Origin of the sequence: Nocardia alba NBRC 108234 (assembly GCF_001612665.1) — a bacterium.
GTDB classification, from domain to species: Bacteria; Actinomycetota; Actinomycetes; order Mycobacteriales; family Mycobacteriaceae; genus Nocardia; species Nocardia alba.
On record NZ_BDAX01000028.1, the window covers coordinates 21,362 to 39,232 of the forward strand.

The window sequence follows — 17,871 nt, forward strand, 5'->3', positions numbered from 1 at the left end:
AGCCTACGGCGCTTCGGTGGGCTGCGGGGCGATTTGCCCGGTGCCGCAACCCCATCCGCTCGCGCTGTAGACGCCGTCGCTGTCCAGGCGGGCCTGCGGCGAGAGCAGCATGTCGGCCTCGAGCTGACGGATCTGCTTGGCCGGCGTGCCGTCGGCGCCCAGTCGACGATCGGCGGGCTTCTCGTACAGTGCCGACCCGCCGCACATCGCCTCGGCGAACCGCTGCCTGCCCGCGAGCTGACGTGTCTGCGCCCGCTCCTGGTAGTCCGCCCGCGCACCCGGTTCGATCGCGGCCAGGAACGCCTGCGGATGCACCACCGCGAGCAGCCCGGACACGTGACCGAAGCCGAGCGAGGTCACCAGACCCGCCTTCAGCGCGAACTTCTCGCCGAAGCGCAGCGGCTCACGCGCCCACACCAGGTGCGGGTAGCCCGCCATCTTCTCGTCGACGCAGTCCAGGCTCCGGTTCGGCGGCACCACACCGTTTTCCAGCACCTGGCACAGGCCGATGAGCTGGAACGCCGCCGCGCCGCCCTTGGCGTGGCCGGTGAGGCTCTTCTGCGAGACCACGAACAGCGGTGCGCCGTCGGTGCGACCGAGCGCGCCCGCGAGCCGCTCGTGCAGCTCCGACTCGTTGGGATCGTTGGCCGCGGTGGAGGTGTCGTGCTTGGAGATCACCGCGATGTCGTCGGGGGTCACGCCGAGCTTGCGCAGTTCGGCCGCCAGTCGCGACTCCCGCCCGCCACGCCCCGCGCCCAGCGCGCCGAGACCCGGCGCCGGGATGGAGGTGTGCACGCCGTCGGCGAAGGACTGGGCGAAGGCGACGACGCCGAGCACCGGCAGACCCATCTCCACGGCCACGTCACCACGGGCCAGCAGTACGGTGCCGCCACCCTGCGACTCCACGAACCCGCCGCGGCGACGATCGTTGGCGCGGGAGAAGTACCGGTCGCTGATGCCCTTGGCGCGCATGCTCGCCGAGTCGGCGGTGGCCGACATGTCACCGAAGCCCACGATGCCCTCGATACCCAGGTCGTCGAAGCCACCGGCGACCACGACCTCGGCCTTACCGAGCCGGATCTTGTCGACGCCTTCCTCGACCGATACCGCCGCCGTGGCGCACGCAGCGACCGGGTGCACCATGGCGCCGTAGCTGCCCACATAGGACTGCACCACGTGCGCCAGGGCGACGTTGGGCAGTGCCTCCTGCAGAATGTCGTTCGGTCGCGGTTCGCCGAGCAGGTTGTCGACGTAGAGCGAGCGCATGGAGGACATGCCACCCATACCGGTGCCCTGGGTGTTGGCCACCAGGCTCGGGTGCACCCAGCTCATCAGCTCGTCGGGGCTGAAGCCCGCGCCGACGAACGCGTCGACGGTGCAGACGATGTTCCACAGCGCGACCCGGTCGATCGAGGCCGCCATGTCGGCCGAGACACCCCAGATGGTGGGGTCCCAGCCGGTCGGGATCTGGCCACCGACCACGCGTGAGAGCTTCGCCTTGCGCGGCACCCGGATCTCGGTGCCTGCCTGCCTGGTCACCGTCCAGTCGCTCGAATCGGCGACCGGCGTGATGACCGTGTGCTCGGGATCGGCGGTCTGGAAGGCCCGTGCCTCCGCCTCGCCCGCCACGGTGAACGACAGGTCCTGATCGAGGAACACCGAGGTGAGCAGCGGCGCCGCGTTGTCGAGCATGGCGCCGTCGTCTTCGTAGCGGCGCACACCGCAGCGTTCGACGACGGTGTCGTGGTAGCGCTCCGCGACCTCCGATTCCGGCACGAAGTCGCCGGATTCGGTGTCGTACCAGCCGGGCTTGGGTTCGTTCTCCCAGCGGATCAGACCGGTGGTCCAGGCCAGTTCGAGCACGCCGGCGGCCGAGAGCTGGTCTTCGACCTCCATCTCGAAGCGGGTGCGCGAGGAGCCGTACGGGCCGAGCTCACCCGCACCGACGATCACGACCATCTCGCTCAGTTCCGCGGTGACCGGGGCCCACTCCGGCACGGGCAGTGCCGAACTCAGGGTCGGCGGGGCGGGCAGCGCGGCGATCGTCGCGACGGTGGCGGCTTCGTCGATCTTCTCGGCCGCGGCCTCCTGCGCCTGCTTGGCGAGCGCGGGCAGGTCCAGCTTGGCGCGCGCCAGACCACCGGTGAGGTCGATCTGCTGCGGGCCGGCGATGGTCACCTGACGGGCCCGCGAGGTGCACCACTTGAGCAGTTCGTCGGCCATCTCGACGGTCGACCAGGTCTGCACGCCCGCCTTCTCGACGGCCTCGACCATGGGGTCGTTGTGGCCCATCAGCCCGGTGCCGCGCACCCAGCCGATCAGGGCGTGCACGAGGGTGACGCGTTCGGCCCAGGACTTCTCGGCCTTCCACTTCAACACCACCGCGTCGAGGGCGGCCTTGGATTCGCCGTACGCGCCGTCGCCACCGAAGAGGCCACGGTTGGGCGAACCCGGAAGCACGACATGCAGTTTCGAGTCGACGTCGTGGTCGGCGCCGAGGGCGGAAAGGCCGCCGATCAGCCGCTCCACCGACCAGAGCAGCACCCGCATTTCCATTTCGGCGCGAGCGCCCGCGTCGGCGAGGTCGCCGGCGACGCGCGGCGCCGCGAACGGCAGCAGCATCGTCGGGGTCATCGCGTCCTTGACCTTGATCTTGGCGCCGCCCGCGTTGTCGACCTGTTCGGTGCCGACCCACTCGATCAGGGCGTCGAGATCCTGGTAGGAGGCCATATTGGCCGGGACCACCCACAGCGCCGCGCCGTGGCGGGCGTTGTCGCGGTAGAGGGAGCGGTAGAACCGCAGCCGCTCGTCGTTGAGACCCGACGTGGTGACCACCACGGTCGCGCCGCCGGACAGGAGCTTGCCGGTGACCGCCGCCGCGATGGAACCCTTACTGGCTCCGGTGATCACGGCGAGGTCGTCGGACCACAGACCGGGCTCGGAGGTGTCGAGCGCGGCCTTCGCGATCTGCGCGTACACCCCCGCCAGCACCGAACGGGCCTCGTGCATGGCGCGCTGTCGCCACCAGTTCGCCTGGGCGGCAACAGCTTCACCGGAACCGATGAACCCGTCGATGGACTGTGCCGCGGTGGTGGCGTCGTCGCCGAGCCACATCTTCGCGAGGTCCTCGCGGGCGGTGGCCCACCGGTCGTCGATGAGAACGGCCTTGCGGGCGTCGAACGCGGGCGCGACCAAACGCGGCCAGTCCGAGCCCAATTCGGCCGAGACGAGATCCGCGAGCGTGTCGGGAGTCGCCTCGGGCGCGCTGATCTTCTCGCTGAGGCCGAGCTGTTCGAGCACCACCCGGGCGGCGGTGGCGAGTACGCCGTCGCGTCCGGTGATCTGCTCGGTGAACTCGCCCAGCGCCGCCGCGTCGACCGTGCCGCCCGTCGCGCCGCCCGCCGAGGGCAGCGAGACCGCGACACCGCGGCGCGCTGCCACGGCCTGCACGGCGGCGTCGATGGCCGCGTCGACCGATGCGGCATCACTGATCGCGCCACCGGCGAGACCGCCGAGGTCGCCGCCGCGCACGCTGGCGCCTTCGCGGGTGCCGAGCGAGACCTCCGCGGTGACGTGGCTCGCCCAGCCGTCGCCGAGTTCCCAGACCTTCTTGACCCGGTCGCCGATGGCGGCGGGCCGCTTGCCCGACGGGCCGAAGACCTTGCGCAGGTGGTCGCCGATGGAATCGGTGAGCACGGTGCCGAAGGGCTTGTAGGTGCGGGCCAGGCGTTCGACCGTGGCCGCCAGCGCGCCCATGTCGGCGTCGGCGGCACCGTCGATCGCACCGAGGGAGAGTTCGGCGCCCAGGTCGACGAGCAGCTGGTTGCGGCGCGAGGAGACGCCGTCGCACAGGCCCTCGATGGTGTCGACCGGACCGATCTGGTCCATCCGCAGCTTGGTCCACAGCGCGATGAGCACGCGGGTGGCGTCGGCAGCGCTGAAGGCGATGTCGTCGGGGCGCGGGCCGCCGGTCGCCACCGCAGCGGCGGCGGGGGCCGCCGGGGCCGCGGCGGCCGGCGCGGCAGTGGTCTCGGCCGGGGTCTCGTCGATGTCCTCGACCGGGGCCGGATCGGTGTCGGTGGCGTAGACGACCGCGGCGTCACGTTCGACGTTGACGACCTCCACGGTCGCGCCGCCGAACGCGGGCAGCTTCAGCGTCTGCGAGGCCAGGTTCGCCACGGTCGGGGTGGCGCCGAGGCCGATCTCGACGAAACGCTCGACGCCGAGACCGCCGTGCGCGGCGTCGGTGAACAGCAGATCCTGGGTCTCGATCCAGCGCACCGGGCTGGCGAACTGCCAGGCCAGCAGCTCGATCAGCACCACGCGGCACAGCTCGGCATCGCGGGTGGCCCAGCTGTCGAAGTCGGCGAGCACCGCCACGAGCGGCTCCGAGGGCACGAGTTCGGCGATCTCGGTGAGGAACGCGCGATCCAGGGAGAACGGACGCGGCACCAGGTTCGGAATGTAGCGTCCGACCAGGACTTCCGGGTGCACCTCGGCGGGCAGCAGCTGCTCGAGCTTGTGCCGGAATTCCGGCACACCGTCGCGCAGCACCGAGGAGTGGAACGGCACGTCGATGCCGGGCACCAGGATGAAGGCCCGCTTGCCACCGAATTCCTCACGGCGACGGTCGATTTCGAGCTCTAGCGCTTCGAGCCCGGCAACGGTGCCCGCGATGGCGTACTGCGAGCCGCGCAGGTTCAGGTTCACCACCTCGAGGAATTCGCCGGTCTCGGTGCCGATGCCGTTGACGAAGTCGATCACGTCCACATCGGGCAGCCCGATCTGCGACGGGCGGATGGCGGCCATCCGATAGTCGCTGCGGCCCTGAGCGTCACGCGGCACCAGCTCGTGCATGGCCGAGCCACGCTGGAACACCACCTCGAGCACGGCCTCCAGGGGCAGCACACCGGCGACGGCGGCGAGGGCGTTGTACTCACCGACCGAGTGACCGGCCAGCATCGCGCCCTCGACGAACGCGCCCGCTTCCCGCAGCTCGGCGACCTGGGCGACGCCGAGGGTGGCCATGGCGACCTGGGTGAACTGGGTCAGGTGCAGCACGCCGTCCGGGTGGCGGTGTTCGACACCGCGCGCCTTGAGGTAGGTCGGGTTGTCGCGCACCACCGCCAGGATCGAGAAACCGAGGGCTTCGCGGGTGTGCGCGTCGGCACGCTCCCACACCCGCTTGGCCGCCTTCGAGCGGGTCAGCGCGTCCAGGCCCATCCCCTTGCGCTGGATGCCCTGGCCCGGGAAGGCGTACACGGTCTTCGGGGCGGCGGTGCGCCCGGTCGCGGTCATGACCAGGTCACCGTCGACGCGGCAGGAGACCTCGACGATCTCGGCGCCCGCGTCTACCGCGATCCGCTCCACTCGCACGTCCACGGTCGCGCCGGGGCGCACCATGCCGAGGAACCGGGTGGTCCATGCCGTGAGAGTGCGTGCGGGAACGGAACTTTCGGGATCCACCGCGACCACCGCGTGCTGGGCGGCGGCCGAGAGCCACATGCCGTGCACGATCGGGCTGCCGAGACCGGCCAGTTTGGCGGCGGCATCGGAGGTGTGGATCGGGTTGTGGTCACCGGAGACCGCGGCGAAGGCGTGCATGGCGCGCGGGGCGGCCAGCTGCACGTCGCGGCGACGGCGGCGCGGTGTATCGATGGCGGTGTCGGAGACCGCACCGGCCGCGCGCGGCGGGTCGGTGAGCTCGCCCGCGCCGTTGCGGCCGCGGATGGCGAAGCGTTCGACGAGGCGGGCCAGCGGGGTGGCGTCGAGTCCCTGGTCGAGGATCAGGCCGACGTGCACCACGACCTCGACCACGCGGCCCAAATCGGTGTCGACCACCGCGCCGCCCTCGGCGCGGACAACGAGAATGCTCGTCTCCGAAGGAAGTTCGCTCAGCAGCTCGATCTGGTGATCCAGGTGGACCAGGTCGAGCATGCCCTCGATGACCGAGCCGCCGACCGGAGTACGCGCCGCGCCGAGCACGCCGAACACCGCGGGCCAGCAGGCGCCGACGAGCACATCGGGAGCGGTGCGACCGAGGGTGCTGAGGGTATCGGGCAGGCCGGAACCGGTGACGCCGGCATGGTCGGCGATCAGATCCGGCATCCACGCCAGGTTCAGGTGCGCGACACCGGCTTTCACCTCGGGCAGCGACTTACCGGCGGCGACGCCGAGCAGTGCCGACATCGCGGTTTCGGCATCGGCGTCGGTGATCACCGGCGCGCCACCGGAATACACGCTCGCGGGCACGGTGATGCGGATCCGCACGGAGTCGCGGGCCAACGGCACCGCCAGCTCCACGTAGCTGAATTCGCTTTCCGGACCGGTGGTTTCGGTCAGGGTGGCGCCGGTGCTGTGATGCACCGCGCTCCCCTGCTCGATGGTCCACTCCGCGAGATCGCCGAGGCGGTGCACCGGGTTGATGGTGGTACGACCGGCCCACTGCACATCGGGGGCGGCGAGCACCGTGTCGATCGCGCCCGCCACCACACCGGCGACGCGACGCGCGTCCACCGGCTCGGGCACGACACCGGCCCGGACCAGGCTGTACGCGGTGTCCTGTTCGAAGCGGTCGAGCAGCTCGCCGACCGGCTCGTCCACGCGCGTGATGCCCGCGACGGCGACGGTGCCGGGGATGACACACACCTGATCGGCCGAGTAGCGCGGATCATGGGCCTGCCACAGCGAATCCGACCGCCACCAGCGGCGCACATCGGCGTCGACGACGGGCACGAAGTTCACCGGCTTGCCCGGCGTCTTGCACAGGGAGACGAAGAACGGCACGTCGGCCGGGTGCAGCACGGTGTCGGCGATGGCCGGGTACTGATCCTTCAGCGTGCACAGCGCCTGCACCGGGTGCTCGAAGGCCTGGTCGTCGGCGAACAGGGTTTCGATCTCACCGCTGTCTGCCGGATTGAGCCGGGATTCGGTGCGGCGCATCATCTCCGCGAAGCGGTCGCGCCAGCTGATGTCGAGCCAGTCCGAGCGGGTGGCGTCGCGAATCGCGTCACCGATATCGCTGCCGCAGTCGAACGAGATCGGAACCTCGCTCGACACAGCCAGCGAGACATAGCGTTCCAGCCACTGCTGGTAGGTCATGGTGGCGACATCACCGAAGTACGGCTTGGCGGTGGCGTCGAGCGCGGCGATGATCTCGGCGCGACGGCTCGCCACGGCGTCCGCGTCGCCCGCGACCTCGTCGAGCAGGCGGCCGGTGCGCGAGGCGGCGTTGTCGATCTCGTGGATGTCGGCGCCCAATTGACTACGGCCGGAGGCCATTCCGCCCCTGGCCGTGCCCGCACCGACCCAATCGGGGGTGCCGGGGGTGTCGACCAGCAGCTGCTTCACCGCGGGGGCGGTGGTCGCTTCCAGGGTCGCCATGGCCGCGGTGCCGACGAGCACGCCGTCGAGGGGCATCAGCGGGTAGCCGTGGCCGGTGGACCAGGTGCCGGTGAGGTAGTCGGTGGCGCGTTCGGGGGTGCCGATGCCGCCGCCGACGCAGATCACCACGTTGGTGTGGCTGCGCAGCTGGGCGTAGGTCGCCAGCAGCAGGTCGTCGAGGTCTTCCCAGGAGTGGTGCCCGCCGGCCTTGCCACCTTCGATGTGCATGATCACCGGGTAGTCCGGGACAGCGTCGGCGATGCGAAGGACGGCCTTGATCTGAGCGACAGTGCCCGGCTTGAACGCGACATGGCTGATGCCGGCCTCGGACAGCTCCTCGATCAGCGCCACGGCCTCGTCGAGTTCGGGGATGCCCGCTGTGACGATCACGCCGTCGATGGGCGCGCCCGCGGCCCGAGCCTTCTGCACCAGCCGCTTGCCACCGAGCTGCAGCTTCCAGAGGTAGGGGTCGAGGAACAGCGAGTTGAACTGCACCGCGCGACCCGGCTGGAGCAGCTGACGCAGCTCGGTCACCCGGTCGGCGAAGATCTGCTCGGTGACCTGACCGCCACCGGCCAGCTCGGCCCAGTGGCCCGCGTTGGCAGCGGCGGCGACGATCTTCGCGTCGACGGTGGTGGGGGTCATGCCGGCCAGCAGGATCGGCGAACGACCGGTGAGCTTGGTGAACGCGGTCTCGACGACGATGCGTCCGTTGGGCAGCCGCACCGGCTTCGGCGCGAACGCCGACCACGGCGTCGACGCTTCCGGCGCCGCACCCGGGGTGAGCAGGCTGCGCTGACCGGCGCGTGTGGCGGCGGCGACGACGCCGACGCCGGTGCCCTTGAGCGAGCCGCCGGTCACCCGGGAGAGCAGGTCGCCGGGGCCGAGGTCGAGAATCCACTGTGCGCTCGCTTCGACCACGGCGTCGACGGTGGCGACCCAGTCGATCGGGTCGACGAGCACCTGCTGGGTCAGCGCGGCGGCGAGGTCGGCGTCGATCTGGCACTGACGGGCCCAGCCCGCGACCAGTTCGACGGTCTCGGCGAGCGCCGGATGGTGGAAGGCGACGTCGACGGCGATGTCCTCGAACACCGGCGCGAAGACCGCGCCGCCGCGGGCCTTGCTGTCGCGCTCACGGGTCTGCTCGTCGTGCAGCTGCGCGCAACGCGCGCGGACCCGGTCGATCTGCGCGGGCGCACCCGAGAGCACGACGCGCCTGCGTCCGTTGCGGATCGACACGACCGCGGCGATCGCGGGGTCGACACCTTCGGCCACTTCGGCGACGATCGCCCGCAGCTGTTCCGGATCCACGTTCGACACCGCGACCATCGGCGAGCGCTCGCCCACCGGCATCAGTCCACGCCTGCGCGCGACGAGCCCGGCAGCGGCGCCGACGAGCTGGGCGATGGCCAGCAGCTCCGCGTCGCGCGTGCCGCCCGCTTCGACAGCGGCGGCGGCGAACAGCCCCTGCGAGTGTCCGACGATCGCGACGGGCGCGTGCTCGGTCGGGTCGAGACCCTGCAGACGCAATGCCCGTGTCGCCGCGAGCTGAGCCACCAGGACACCGGGCATGGACACCGCCACCGAACGCAGCACCGCCTCGGAGGGCGCCGAGGACGGCTCCTCCGGCTCGTCGAGCTCGCTCTCGAGCACCCAGCCCATCGGGTCGAAACCGCCGGGGCGCACCACCAGCAGCTGCGTCGCGACCGGCTCGAGCAGCGCGGCCGCGTCATTGACCAGCGCGGTCAGCTCCGGCTCGAGCGCACTGTCGCGCCCGATCTCCTCGAGCTCGGCCAGCCACTGCGCACCCTGTCCGCCGAACGCCAACGCGTAGCCCGCCCCGTTGCGCAGCTGCTCCAGCAGCGCCGCGCGGACACCCCTCGCCTGGCCACGACCATTGGCGCTCGCGGTCGCTCCCATGCCGATTTCGGTGCTCTCGTTGATCGTCAAGACGCTCGACTTCCTTCTCCTGGCGTGTCGCCCACCGACGGCACGCACACGTTTCCGGCAGCCCCTAGGGCCTGTTTAAAGCCACGATCGCACAAAATCATGAGGAAAGCCTCACGTTTCCAGCCCAGCCACGCCCTACCGCCCAGTATTTCCGTACGTCCGTACCAGAATCATCCGAAACATGATGGATCCTCATGTTTGAACCCGCAGGTCCGGCCTGTTACTCGGGTTCTCAAACATGAGTGCCCCTCATGTTGAGGGTTACTGAATCGTTATAATCCCAGGTCGTGTTACCCATGAGTACGCCACGCCGACCCAACGCTTCGCGAAGCCCGATTCGCCCGGTAGAGTTTGGACGGTCGTACACATCCAAGCGCGAGTGGCGAAATTGGCAGACGCGCCAGATTTAGGTTCTGGTGTCCACGGACGTAGGGGTTCAAGTCCCCTCTCGCGCACAGTTCCTGGCTTTCGAGCCAGTTCAGGGCTTCCGAGCTGTGCCACCCGGCACTCCGGCCGCGATACTGGCCTCATGGCGACAGTCGTGTCATTCCACGCCCACCCCGACGACGAGATCATCCTGACCGGCGGCACGCTGGCCAAACTCGCCCACGCCGGCCACCGCACCGTTCTCGTGGTCGCCACCGACGGCCATGTAGAACAGTTCGACGGCGCCCTGGCACCACGGCTGCGCGAATTCCACCGCAGTGCCGACATTCTCGGCGTGAGCCGGGTGGAGCACCTCGGCTATGCCGATAGCGGACACGGTTCGATCCTGTACCCCGATCCACCCGGCCGAACCCGATTCGTCCGAGCCTCCGTCGACGAGGCCGCCGAACGCCTGGCGGAAATCCTCGCGCAGGAACACACCGACATCCTGCTGAGCTACGACCGCAATGGTGGATATGGCCACCGCGATCACGTTCGTGTCCACGAGGTCGGCGCCCTGGCCGCGAAAAAGGCAGGCGTCCCTCGGGTACTCAACGCGACAGCCCCACGAGAATTGTTCGCGAGGTTGACCCGACCAGCACGCTGGTTCGGCTATGACACCACCGCGATCAGCAACGGTTTCACCGCACGCGCGGACATCACCCACCGCATCGATGTCGGGGCATACGCACCGCAACGCATGAACGCACTGGCCCAACACCGATCCGTCCTCGAAGGCGGTGGTCGGTTTGCCAGAATCGCAGGCGTCGTGCGCCGAATTCCGACACCTGTTCAGGCCCGGATTCTGCGGTGGGACTGGTTCGCCGAGGACGGTTTCCAATCCCCGGCGGCGGGCCCGCTCGACGACATCTTCACGCAACCAACCGCACAGACGGCCCGCTGAGACCTTCCCACAGTCCCGAGCGGCACACTGCGAACCTTGTCAGTGGCCAGTCGGCGGCCGATGCGTCGCCGGTTGGTTCGCCTGAAACTGTTGCGGCGGTGCCACCGCGAAAGTTTCGGCGCGTACGCGGTTCCCGGCGGCGAGCGTCCCCGCGATCAGCACCAAACCACCTACGAAGAGCGCGGCGCCGATCAATACGACGTCACCGTTGAGTTCACCAGTGCGCTCCTTGGTCGGCAGCACGTCCTCGCCGGCGCTGTGTTCACCTCCGCTCCACCGGCCCCAGGTGCACTCCTGCAACTCGGGTCGGTCCCGATTCGCCTGACAGGTCATGCCCAGACTGAACGGGGTGCGCGCGCTTTCGTCACGTAGGTCGTGCTGAGCCATATATCCGAAGCACATCATCACACCCCCGGCAACGGCGATCAGAAGCCCGAGTACCCCCGCCAAACCCCTCACGGCCCAACCTCTTCCTTCGACGATCACTTCACCATGCGGCCACCCAGCATCTCCCCACTGGGGACGTGGCCGGGCGCACCGAGATCCTATCGATCTTGCGCACCGGGCCGAGTTCAGGGTTCGCCGGCCCCAGAAGCCCACTGAGCGTTGGCCAGTCGTCGAGTCCACCGGTTCGCAGCAGTGGATCGAGGCAGATCGGAACGGTGTGATCCTGTCGAACAACCCGTGGGATATCACGGCGGGAACTGCGGATTCGCCACAAGCCCAGCCGGTTCTTTCTCGACTAGGTCGAAACTTGCGCTGTGTGGACAGGCGGTGGGGTCCAGGTTCCGTCGAGTGCTTCGGCGTTGGGTGCGTAGAGGCGCAGGGTGATGCCCATGGGGCCGGTGGGGGCGGGGAGCCAGTTCGGTTCGTGGTCGGGGCCCGGGTTCTTGTGGGAGATGTGGATGTCGAGCGAGCCGTCGGGGTTGTAGGTCAGCGGGTCGCGGTCGCCGAGGGCGTAGCGGTTGAGTTCGTTGGCGATCTGGAAGCCCTCGAGGTCGTACATCGTGACCGACCAGAAGGCCGCGACCGGTGGCAGCGCGGCGGCGTCGAAGTGGAGTACGTAGTCGTTGTCGCCGACGAGCGGGTTGCCCGCCGCGTCGAGGACCAGCAGTGGGTAGATCGCGTCCTCGGCGGGGTTGGCGCCGAGGCCGACCAAGGTGATCGCGGATCTGCGGAAGTAGTCGTTGCCGTAGACGCCGATGTTGTGCAGCAGGCTCATCCAGCCGTTGGTGGGCGGGACCATCGTGGTTCGGGCGGCGAGTAGGTCGGTGCGCGCGGCATCGACGCCCGCGTCGATCGCGGCGCGGTCGGTGGTGGAGAACCGCGTCGTGTCGAAGTCCTGGCCTGCGACGATACCGAGCAACGAGATGCGGGCGAGGATCGAGAAGTCGGTCGCGTGCGCGGGGACCGTTTTCAAGACGGTGGCGGCACGGCTGAAGAACTCCGTCGGGGGCATCTCGTTCACCGCGCGCAGCGGTTCGATGGCGCTGACGAGGGCAGGATCCGGGACGAATGGCGGCCGGTCGCCGAGTTCGGTGATTCGCAGTCCGTTCTGGAATTCGTTGACCGCCGCGTAGTCGTCGGGGCCGTTTGTCTGCGTTCGCCCGATCACCCACACGAACGGGGTCGGCGCCTGGATCACCGGGATGTCGGCGGGCAACTGGCCGCGATGGTCCGGCCCGGCGACGACATAATCCTGGGCCGCGGTACCGGTGGTTCGCTTACCGGGGGTGGCGAACGCGTCCGTCCAGGCATCCAGCATGGGCAGCATGTAGAACCGGTCGTGACTGTCGGGAATGTGAATCTGGACCGGACCGCCGGTGAGGTCCAACCACGCCGACGAGTACAGCGTGTCGAAGTTCGGGCGCACGACCGCGCGGAAATCGACATCAGGGAATGCGCGCATGTGATGGAACTGGTTCGGCGGTCCGAAACCCGGGGTCGCACCGGCCGGGGAATTCGTCTGCTGCCTGCGCGTGATATCCATCGTCACCAACGAGTACAGGTAGATATACGCCTCGTAGCTCACGGTCCGCAGATCGCTGGACAACACACTCATCGCGCCTCCATGACAGATCCTGATCCGGTGGGTTCGGCCCCGTTCATCGTCGATGTCGACGTCGCATGAGGCCTCACCCAGAGGAGATGAATTGCGGACAGACAGCAGCGGCCCGAAGCCTGGGGCTTCGGGCCGCGCACTGGGCTTACGTCAGTTGTGGGTGGCTAACGCGAGGCGCGACGCCCGGTGACCAACCCGACGAGGAACAGCAGGACGACGGCGCCGCCGATGCAGGTGAAGAAGCTGAACCACAGTCCGCCGCCCTCGACATCGACGCCGAACAGCTTGAGCAGGAATCCGCCGAGGAGGCCGCCGACGATACCGACGACGATATTGAGCAGGATCCCTTGCTGGGCGTCGGTCTTCATGATCTTGCTGGCGATCCATCCGGCGAGTCCGCCGATGATGATCCAACCGATAATTCCGAGACCGAGCATGGTCTACTCCCATCGTCCGAATGTGCTGTCGAGCATCGGTACAGGCGCTCGACAGCGGCATACCCCGGCATCGCGCACTCAATCAGGGCATCGACCCCAGTTCCAGAGCTGAGTCGACCCCGCGCGGCGCCTATCCGGGCGCGGGCTGTGCGTTGTCGTCGGTGCGGCCACGGCGGCTTCCGGTGTAGGCGCTCTCGCGCAGCCAGTTCACCACCTGGGGCATCAAGGCGACGTCGTCGGGATGGTTGAGGATCGGATCGAAGAAGTCGGTGCGGTACTCGCCCGGCTCGGCTCGCCGGAGGTCGAGTTCGCCGACGATCTCGGGTGGGCGGCCGATGCCGTCGGCGATGATCGAGAACCGGATCAACTGGTCGTCGAGGTGATCGTCGAGGGCTCGCAGGGACGCCGTATCCGGGAGGTCGTCGGGGTCGAGCGGTTCGGCGAACAGCCAGACCGGGGGGCGGTCAGCGAATCGGTACGGCAGGAGAGTGCCGAAACGGGCGGTGGACCAGGCGCGGGAGGGGGTGATGACGAACCGGCCCAGCGCGCTGGTGCCGGTGGTCGCCAGCGTGAAGTCCCAGGGATTCTCGTCGCGATCGAGTACGCGGAACGCCAGCCCGAGGACGTCGGGCACACCGCCGGGGCTGCCGACGCCCTTCGACTGACGGGCGATGACCGCTCGGTCGCCGGGGCCGAACCAGGGCACGTAGGCGCTGTTGGCACGGAACCGGCCCGCGAGTTGTACGCCGCGGGGGTGGAACACTCGCGCGTGCCGTAACCGCGCCCCAGCCTGGAAGGTGTTGCGGACAACGGTGTTCGGCAGTTCGGCGACATCGTGCAAATTGATCATCGGCGCTGGTCTCCTGTCACGATCGTGGTGGTCTTCGCCGGGCTCGGCAACAGTGCGCCGCGCCGGGCGAAGATGCTCAGGCAGTCGTCGGCGGTGTCGAGGCGGTGAATGTCATCGCGACGAGCCCCATACCGGGCGCTTACCCGCGGCGGCCACGGTCAATCGCGGGTCAATCCCCGATGCAGGATGCGCCCTCGATGCCGATCGCGAGTTCGGATCCGGTGACCCCGGTGACGGAGATGCTGGTGACATCGCCGGTATAGGCGACGGCTGCTGCGGCACTACAGATTCGGTGCGCGGTATCGGAACCGGCGAGGTCCTCGACCAGTGTCGTCGCGATGACGACACTGGTGCACTGGCCGACTATCGAGACATCGGTCACGCCGAATTCCGAAACGGCGTTCTCGATCCGGTCGGCACCGCCGCACGCTTCGGCGCTCGGCCGAATCGACGATGCGGGCGCTTGCGCGGTGCCGGCCGCGTCCGAGGAGTCCGACCCGCAGCCGGCCACCACACAGACCGCCGCGCACACGGCGATCCGGCGCAACCCGCCGAAGCTGGTCACGAGTCCTTCTCGACCAGCAGCGAGCCCATGGCGTGGACGACATCCAGGTGCTGAATCGTCGGCTCTCCGGGGCGGGCGCCCGCGAAGGCAGCGTCGACAGCGGGGTGGATGCGTTCCTCGAAGGCGCGAGCGCAATGCGCCTCGGACTCCCACACGTCGATATAGCGCAGTCCGCCGTCGTCGCGACGCACACACAGGTGCAGTAGCGAGCCCTCGAGTGGTTGCGGACCCAGTCCTTCGATGATCCGGCTGTAGAGCTCCTCGCCGATCGGGACGTCTTGGATGTAGGCGTAGACCATGGCTGATACCCCTTCTTAATTCATCCGAACCGACATCGGATGAATATGGGTAGAATAGGCGCCGATGAACGAGAACGTCAAGGCAGACAAGCGTCGCTACCACGCCCCTCGGCGCGCCGCGCAGGCCGCCGATACCCGGCACGCGATCCTCGCGGCCGCGCGAGCACTGTTCGCGCAGCGGGGCTATGCCGCCACCACGGTGGCCGAAATCGCCTCGCGTGCGGGCGTTTCCGTCGACACGGTCTACGCGTCGATCGGACGCAAGCCGGTATTGCTCCGAGAACTGGTCGAGACAGCTCTCTCCGGGACCGATCACGCGATCCCGGCTCAGCATCGCGAGTACGTTCTCGCGATCAGGGAGGCGAACCGAGCCGAGGACAAGATCACGATCTACGCCGACGCGCTGGTCGCCATCCAGCAACGACTCACGCCGATCTTCCTGGCGCTGCGCGAGGCGGCGACGACCGACGAGTCGTGCGCGCGCGTATGGACCGAGATCAGCGAGCGGCGCGCGGTCAATATGCGCCAGTTCGCGGCAGACCTACGCGGTACGGGGCAGCTACGCGACGATCTGTCCGACGACGAGGTCGCCGACATCATCTGGAGTATGAACGCCACGGAGTACTGGGTACTGCTCGTCGGCGAACGCCATTGGACGGCAGAGCGTTTCCGGGACTGGCTGGCCGATGCCTGGATCCGGCTGCTTCTACGCGATCCGCAGATCGCCCGCGGATCGCTCCAGCGGCCTCCGACAGCCGGTTCCGGCGATTCCTGAGCGAGCCTACGACGGGCAAATGTGTTGTGGCAGTGCGATTCTCGGCATGAGCCGACGATGGGCGACAGGCTCCGGTCGCCGACGTCGCCGCCCGCAACGGCGCCTCGTCTATCGGCGCGTTGCGCCGACGGTGCCGGTCTCGCTCATGAGTTGTGTCGCGACCACCGTCACATGGTCGGCGAAGGCGGCGCGGTCGGTACCGAGGCTGCCTTCCGTCCATTCGACGAACAGCGAGATCAGGGCGCCGAAAAGCGCGGAGAAGCGCATGCGGACGCGGGGATCGTCAGGTGAACCGGCGACGCGATCGCCGAGTGCTGCCAGCGCGATAGCCGGAATGGTCTCTCGCACATAGTGTCGCAGTCGCGCGTCCGCGACCGGCTCGATCAACAGGATGCGGCAGATTCGGGGATCGGCCTCCATCAGGCGGGCGGCGGCCTCGACCACCGCGCGCAGGTCAGCGGAGGCCACCGCGGGTGCGACGGCGTCCTCCAAGCGCGACAGCGCGGCCCGGTACACCGCGTGCAGCAGCGCGTCGGTATCGGCGAAGCTCTCGTAGAAGAACCGTTGACTCAGCCCAGCGGCCCGGCAGACCGATCGCATACCCAGGGCGGAAACGCCCTGCGTGCCAATTATTTCGATGCCGACATCGAGCAGCCTTGCCCGACGGTCGGCGGCGCGGTCCTGCGCGGTCTGCCCGCCGTAGCTCCTTGACACGGGACCACTTTACAAGAACCATCATCTATTAGGAAGCACATGCTTCCGGATGGAGGGCTGATGTTCACCGACGAGCAGTTCCAACACGCGCTGCGGCTGCCGCGCCTGGCACAACCGATTCCGGCAGTGCTGACCAACCGCGCCGAACCGGTCGAGGTCCTCGACGAAGCCGCGCTGACCGCCATGACGCAGAGGTGGTTCGACGAATACGAGCGGAAGATCGCGTTCTACGCCGATCACGGCCTCGATATCGCCTGGACCCTGGACTGGGCGAAGAAATACTGGTGGAGCTGGCAAACCCGGGACATGAGCCACAACCATGAGCTCTACACCGCCGATCTGCGCTACAAGGATGTGACGACGCTCGGTGCGACCATGGTCGGCCTCGACGAATTCGTCGACTACAACTTCGCGTTCTTCGACGCCATCCCCGACTGGCGCTACGACCCGATACCCGGACAGTGCTACATCGACCTGACACCGGCCGGCGAGGTCCGCATCGTCGTGCGCTACTACGGCAGCGGTCATCTCGTCGGACCGCTGAAATTGGCTCCCTACGGGGTGGATGCACCCGCGCTTCCTGGCAATGGCGCGTTCATCCAGTGCACGGCGGTGGACCGCTATCACTTCAACGCCGACCACCTGATGTACGAAGGCGAAACGCTCTACGACTTGGTAGACGCCGTTCAGCTGGCCGGAATCGTCCCGGGCCCCTCGACGAGGGCTTTCAGTTGGCTCATGCGCGGCGCGGGTCTCGCAACCAAGGCCATCACCCGACTACGCCCAGCTACCGGCATCACCCGATAGCGATCCAGTCATCGGCGCTGCCGTGCGTTCGTTCGGAATTGCGGGCATTCAGTCGAACACCACACCACGCAGCCGTGTACTGGGCAGCTCTCTCCATCGCGTCACCGGCCGGTGCCCTATGTCAGCGCTTGCAGCACCGTATGGCCGCGCTGGTCGAGCGGGCAGACCAGTTCGAGGATGGGCACGTCTTCGAGCAGTTGCCTGTCGTCGACGTAAATCAGTTCCAGCAGAGTGTCATTCATGGTGCGCCGGAGGCCGGTCAGTTCCGGTGTGGGTAGTGCCCGTTCGGTCTCAGCGATGATGGGGACGATCACCAGCAGATCGAGGGAGGCCAGCGCGGAGCGTAGGGCGGTTTCGTCGATCCCGGCTCCCGCGTCGACACCGATGGCTGTCAGATACGCCAGGAAGTCGAGCGGTGTTCTGTCGAATACCGCAGTGGGTCGGGGATCGCCGAGCAGGCGCAGCGCGCAGCGCAACTGGGCCCAATAGTCTTCGGCCACCGGCGGATACGCGAATTCGTATCCTTGCTCTTCGAGCACTACGTACGGCTCCTCGACCGCTGTGTGCCCGCGCCCCAGACGCACGCACAGCTCTTCGACCAAGGTTGTCTTGCCGGTCCCATGCGGTCCGGAAACCCCGATGCGCAACTCCGCTCCTTCCGCGTCAGACCTCCGGATCGTATAAGGACACCGAATCGGG

General features: G+C 68.3%; 12 protein-coding genes and 1 tRNA gene. 4 read left to right on the plus strand and 9 right to left on the minus strand.

Going from position 1 to position 17,871, the window contains the following annotated elements:
* Positions 1-3: 3 nt before the first annotated feature.
* Entirely contained in the window at positions 4-9,333 is a 9,330-nt protein-coding gene (locus NA12_RS26355) for a type I polyketide synthase (protein ID WP_067456976.1), read from the minus strand.
* Between the two features lie 373 nt (positions 9,334-9,706).
* On the opposite strand from NA12_RS26355, the gene NA12_RS26360 reads away from it, so the two are divergent.
* Together NA12_RS26360 and NA12_RS26365 are read left to right on the plus strand one after the other, a co-directional pair.
* Positions 9,707-9,788 (plus strand) — tRNA-Leu (locus NA12_RS26360).
* Between the two features lie 74 nt (positions 9,789-9,862).
* A complete protein-coding gene (locus tag NA12_RS26365; RefSeq protein WP_067456979.1) occupies positions 9,863-10,663 on the plus strand; it encodes a PIG-L deacetylase family protein in 801 nt (266 codons plus the stop codon).
* Positions 10,664-10,702: 39 nt separating this feature from the next.
* Here NA12_RS26365 and NA12_RS26370 read toward each other — a convergent pair whose 3' ends face one another.
* From NA12_RS26370 to NA12_RS26395, 6 genes are all read right to left on the minus strand, one after another.
* Positions 10,703-11,050: a hypothetical protein gene (locus NA12_RS26370; RefSeq protein WP_132370226.1), complete on the minus strand. Its 348-nt coding sequence runs from the start codon at positions 11,048-11,050 to the stop codon at positions 10,703-10,705.
* A 355-nt stretch (positions 11,051-11,405) separates the two neighbouring features.
* Positions 11,406-12,725: a DUF1254 domain-containing protein gene (locus tag NA12_RS26375; protein WP_067456985.1), complete on the minus strand. Its 1,320-nt coding sequence runs from the start codon at positions 12,723-12,725 to the stop codon at positions 11,406-11,408.
* Positions 12,726-12,889: 164 nt separating this feature from the next.
* Positions 12,890-13,162 (minus strand): GlsB/YeaQ/YmgE family stress response membrane protein, encoded by a 273-nt coding sequence (locus NA12_RS26380; protein WP_067456988.1) that lies wholly within the window; start codon positions 13,160-13,162, stop codon positions 12,890-12,892.
* Positions 13,163-13,292: 130 nt separating this feature from the next.
* Complete coding sequence (locus NA12_RS26385; protein WP_067456991.1) at positions 13,293-14,012, minus strand: phosphodiesterase; 720 nt, start codon at positions 14,010-14,012, stop codon at positions 13,293-13,295.
* A 169-nt stretch (positions 14,013-14,181) separates the two neighbouring features.
* Positions 14,182-14,577, minus strand: coding sequence for a hypothetical protein (locus NA12_RS26390; protein ID WP_067456993.1), 396 nt, complete (start codon positions 14,575-14,577; stop codon positions 14,182-14,184).
* Entirely contained in the window at positions 14,574-14,876 is a 303-nt protein-coding gene (locus tag NA12_RS26395) for a hypothetical protein (RefSeq protein WP_067456996.1), read from the minus strand. The genes NA12_RS26390 and NA12_RS26395 overlap by 4 nt, the downstream gene beginning before the upstream one ends.
* 64 nt (positions 14,877-14,940) lie before the next feature.
* Between NA12_RS26395 and NA12_RS26400 the strand changes: the two genes are divergently transcribed.
* Complete coding sequence (locus tag NA12_RS26400; protein ID WP_067456998.1) at positions 14,941-15,651, plus strand: TetR/AcrR family transcriptional regulator; 711 nt, start codon at positions 14,941-14,943, stop codon at positions 15,649-15,651.
* 108 nt (positions 15,652-15,759) lie between these two features.
* Here the strand turns inward: NA12_RS26400 and NA12_RS26405 are convergent, their stop codons facing one another.
* Positions 15,760-16,365 carry a TetR/AcrR family transcriptional regulator gene (locus NA12_RS26405; RefSeq protein ID WP_084473117.1) on the minus strand — a complete coding sequence of 202 codons (606 nt, stop codon included), beginning with the start codon at positions 16,363-16,365 and terminating at the stop codon, positions 15,760-15,762.
* Between the two features lie 39 nt (positions 16,366-16,404).
* Between NA12_RS26405 and NA12_RS26410 the strand changes: the two genes are divergently transcribed.
* Positions 16,405-17,172, plus strand: a complete 768-nt coding sequence (locus tag NA12_RS26410; protein ID WP_132370228.1) for a nuclear transport factor 2 family protein — start codon at positions 16,405-16,407, stop codon at positions 17,170-17,172.
* A 116-nt stretch (positions 17,173-17,288) separates the two neighbouring features.
* Here NA12_RS26410 and NA12_RS26415 read toward each other — a convergent pair whose 3' ends face one another.
* Positions 17,289-17,819: an AAA family ATPase gene (locus NA12_RS26415; protein ID WP_067457006.1), complete on the minus strand. Its 531-nt coding sequence runs from the start codon at positions 17,817-17,819 to the stop codon at positions 17,289-17,291.
* Positions 17,820-17,871: the final 52 nt, after the last annotated feature.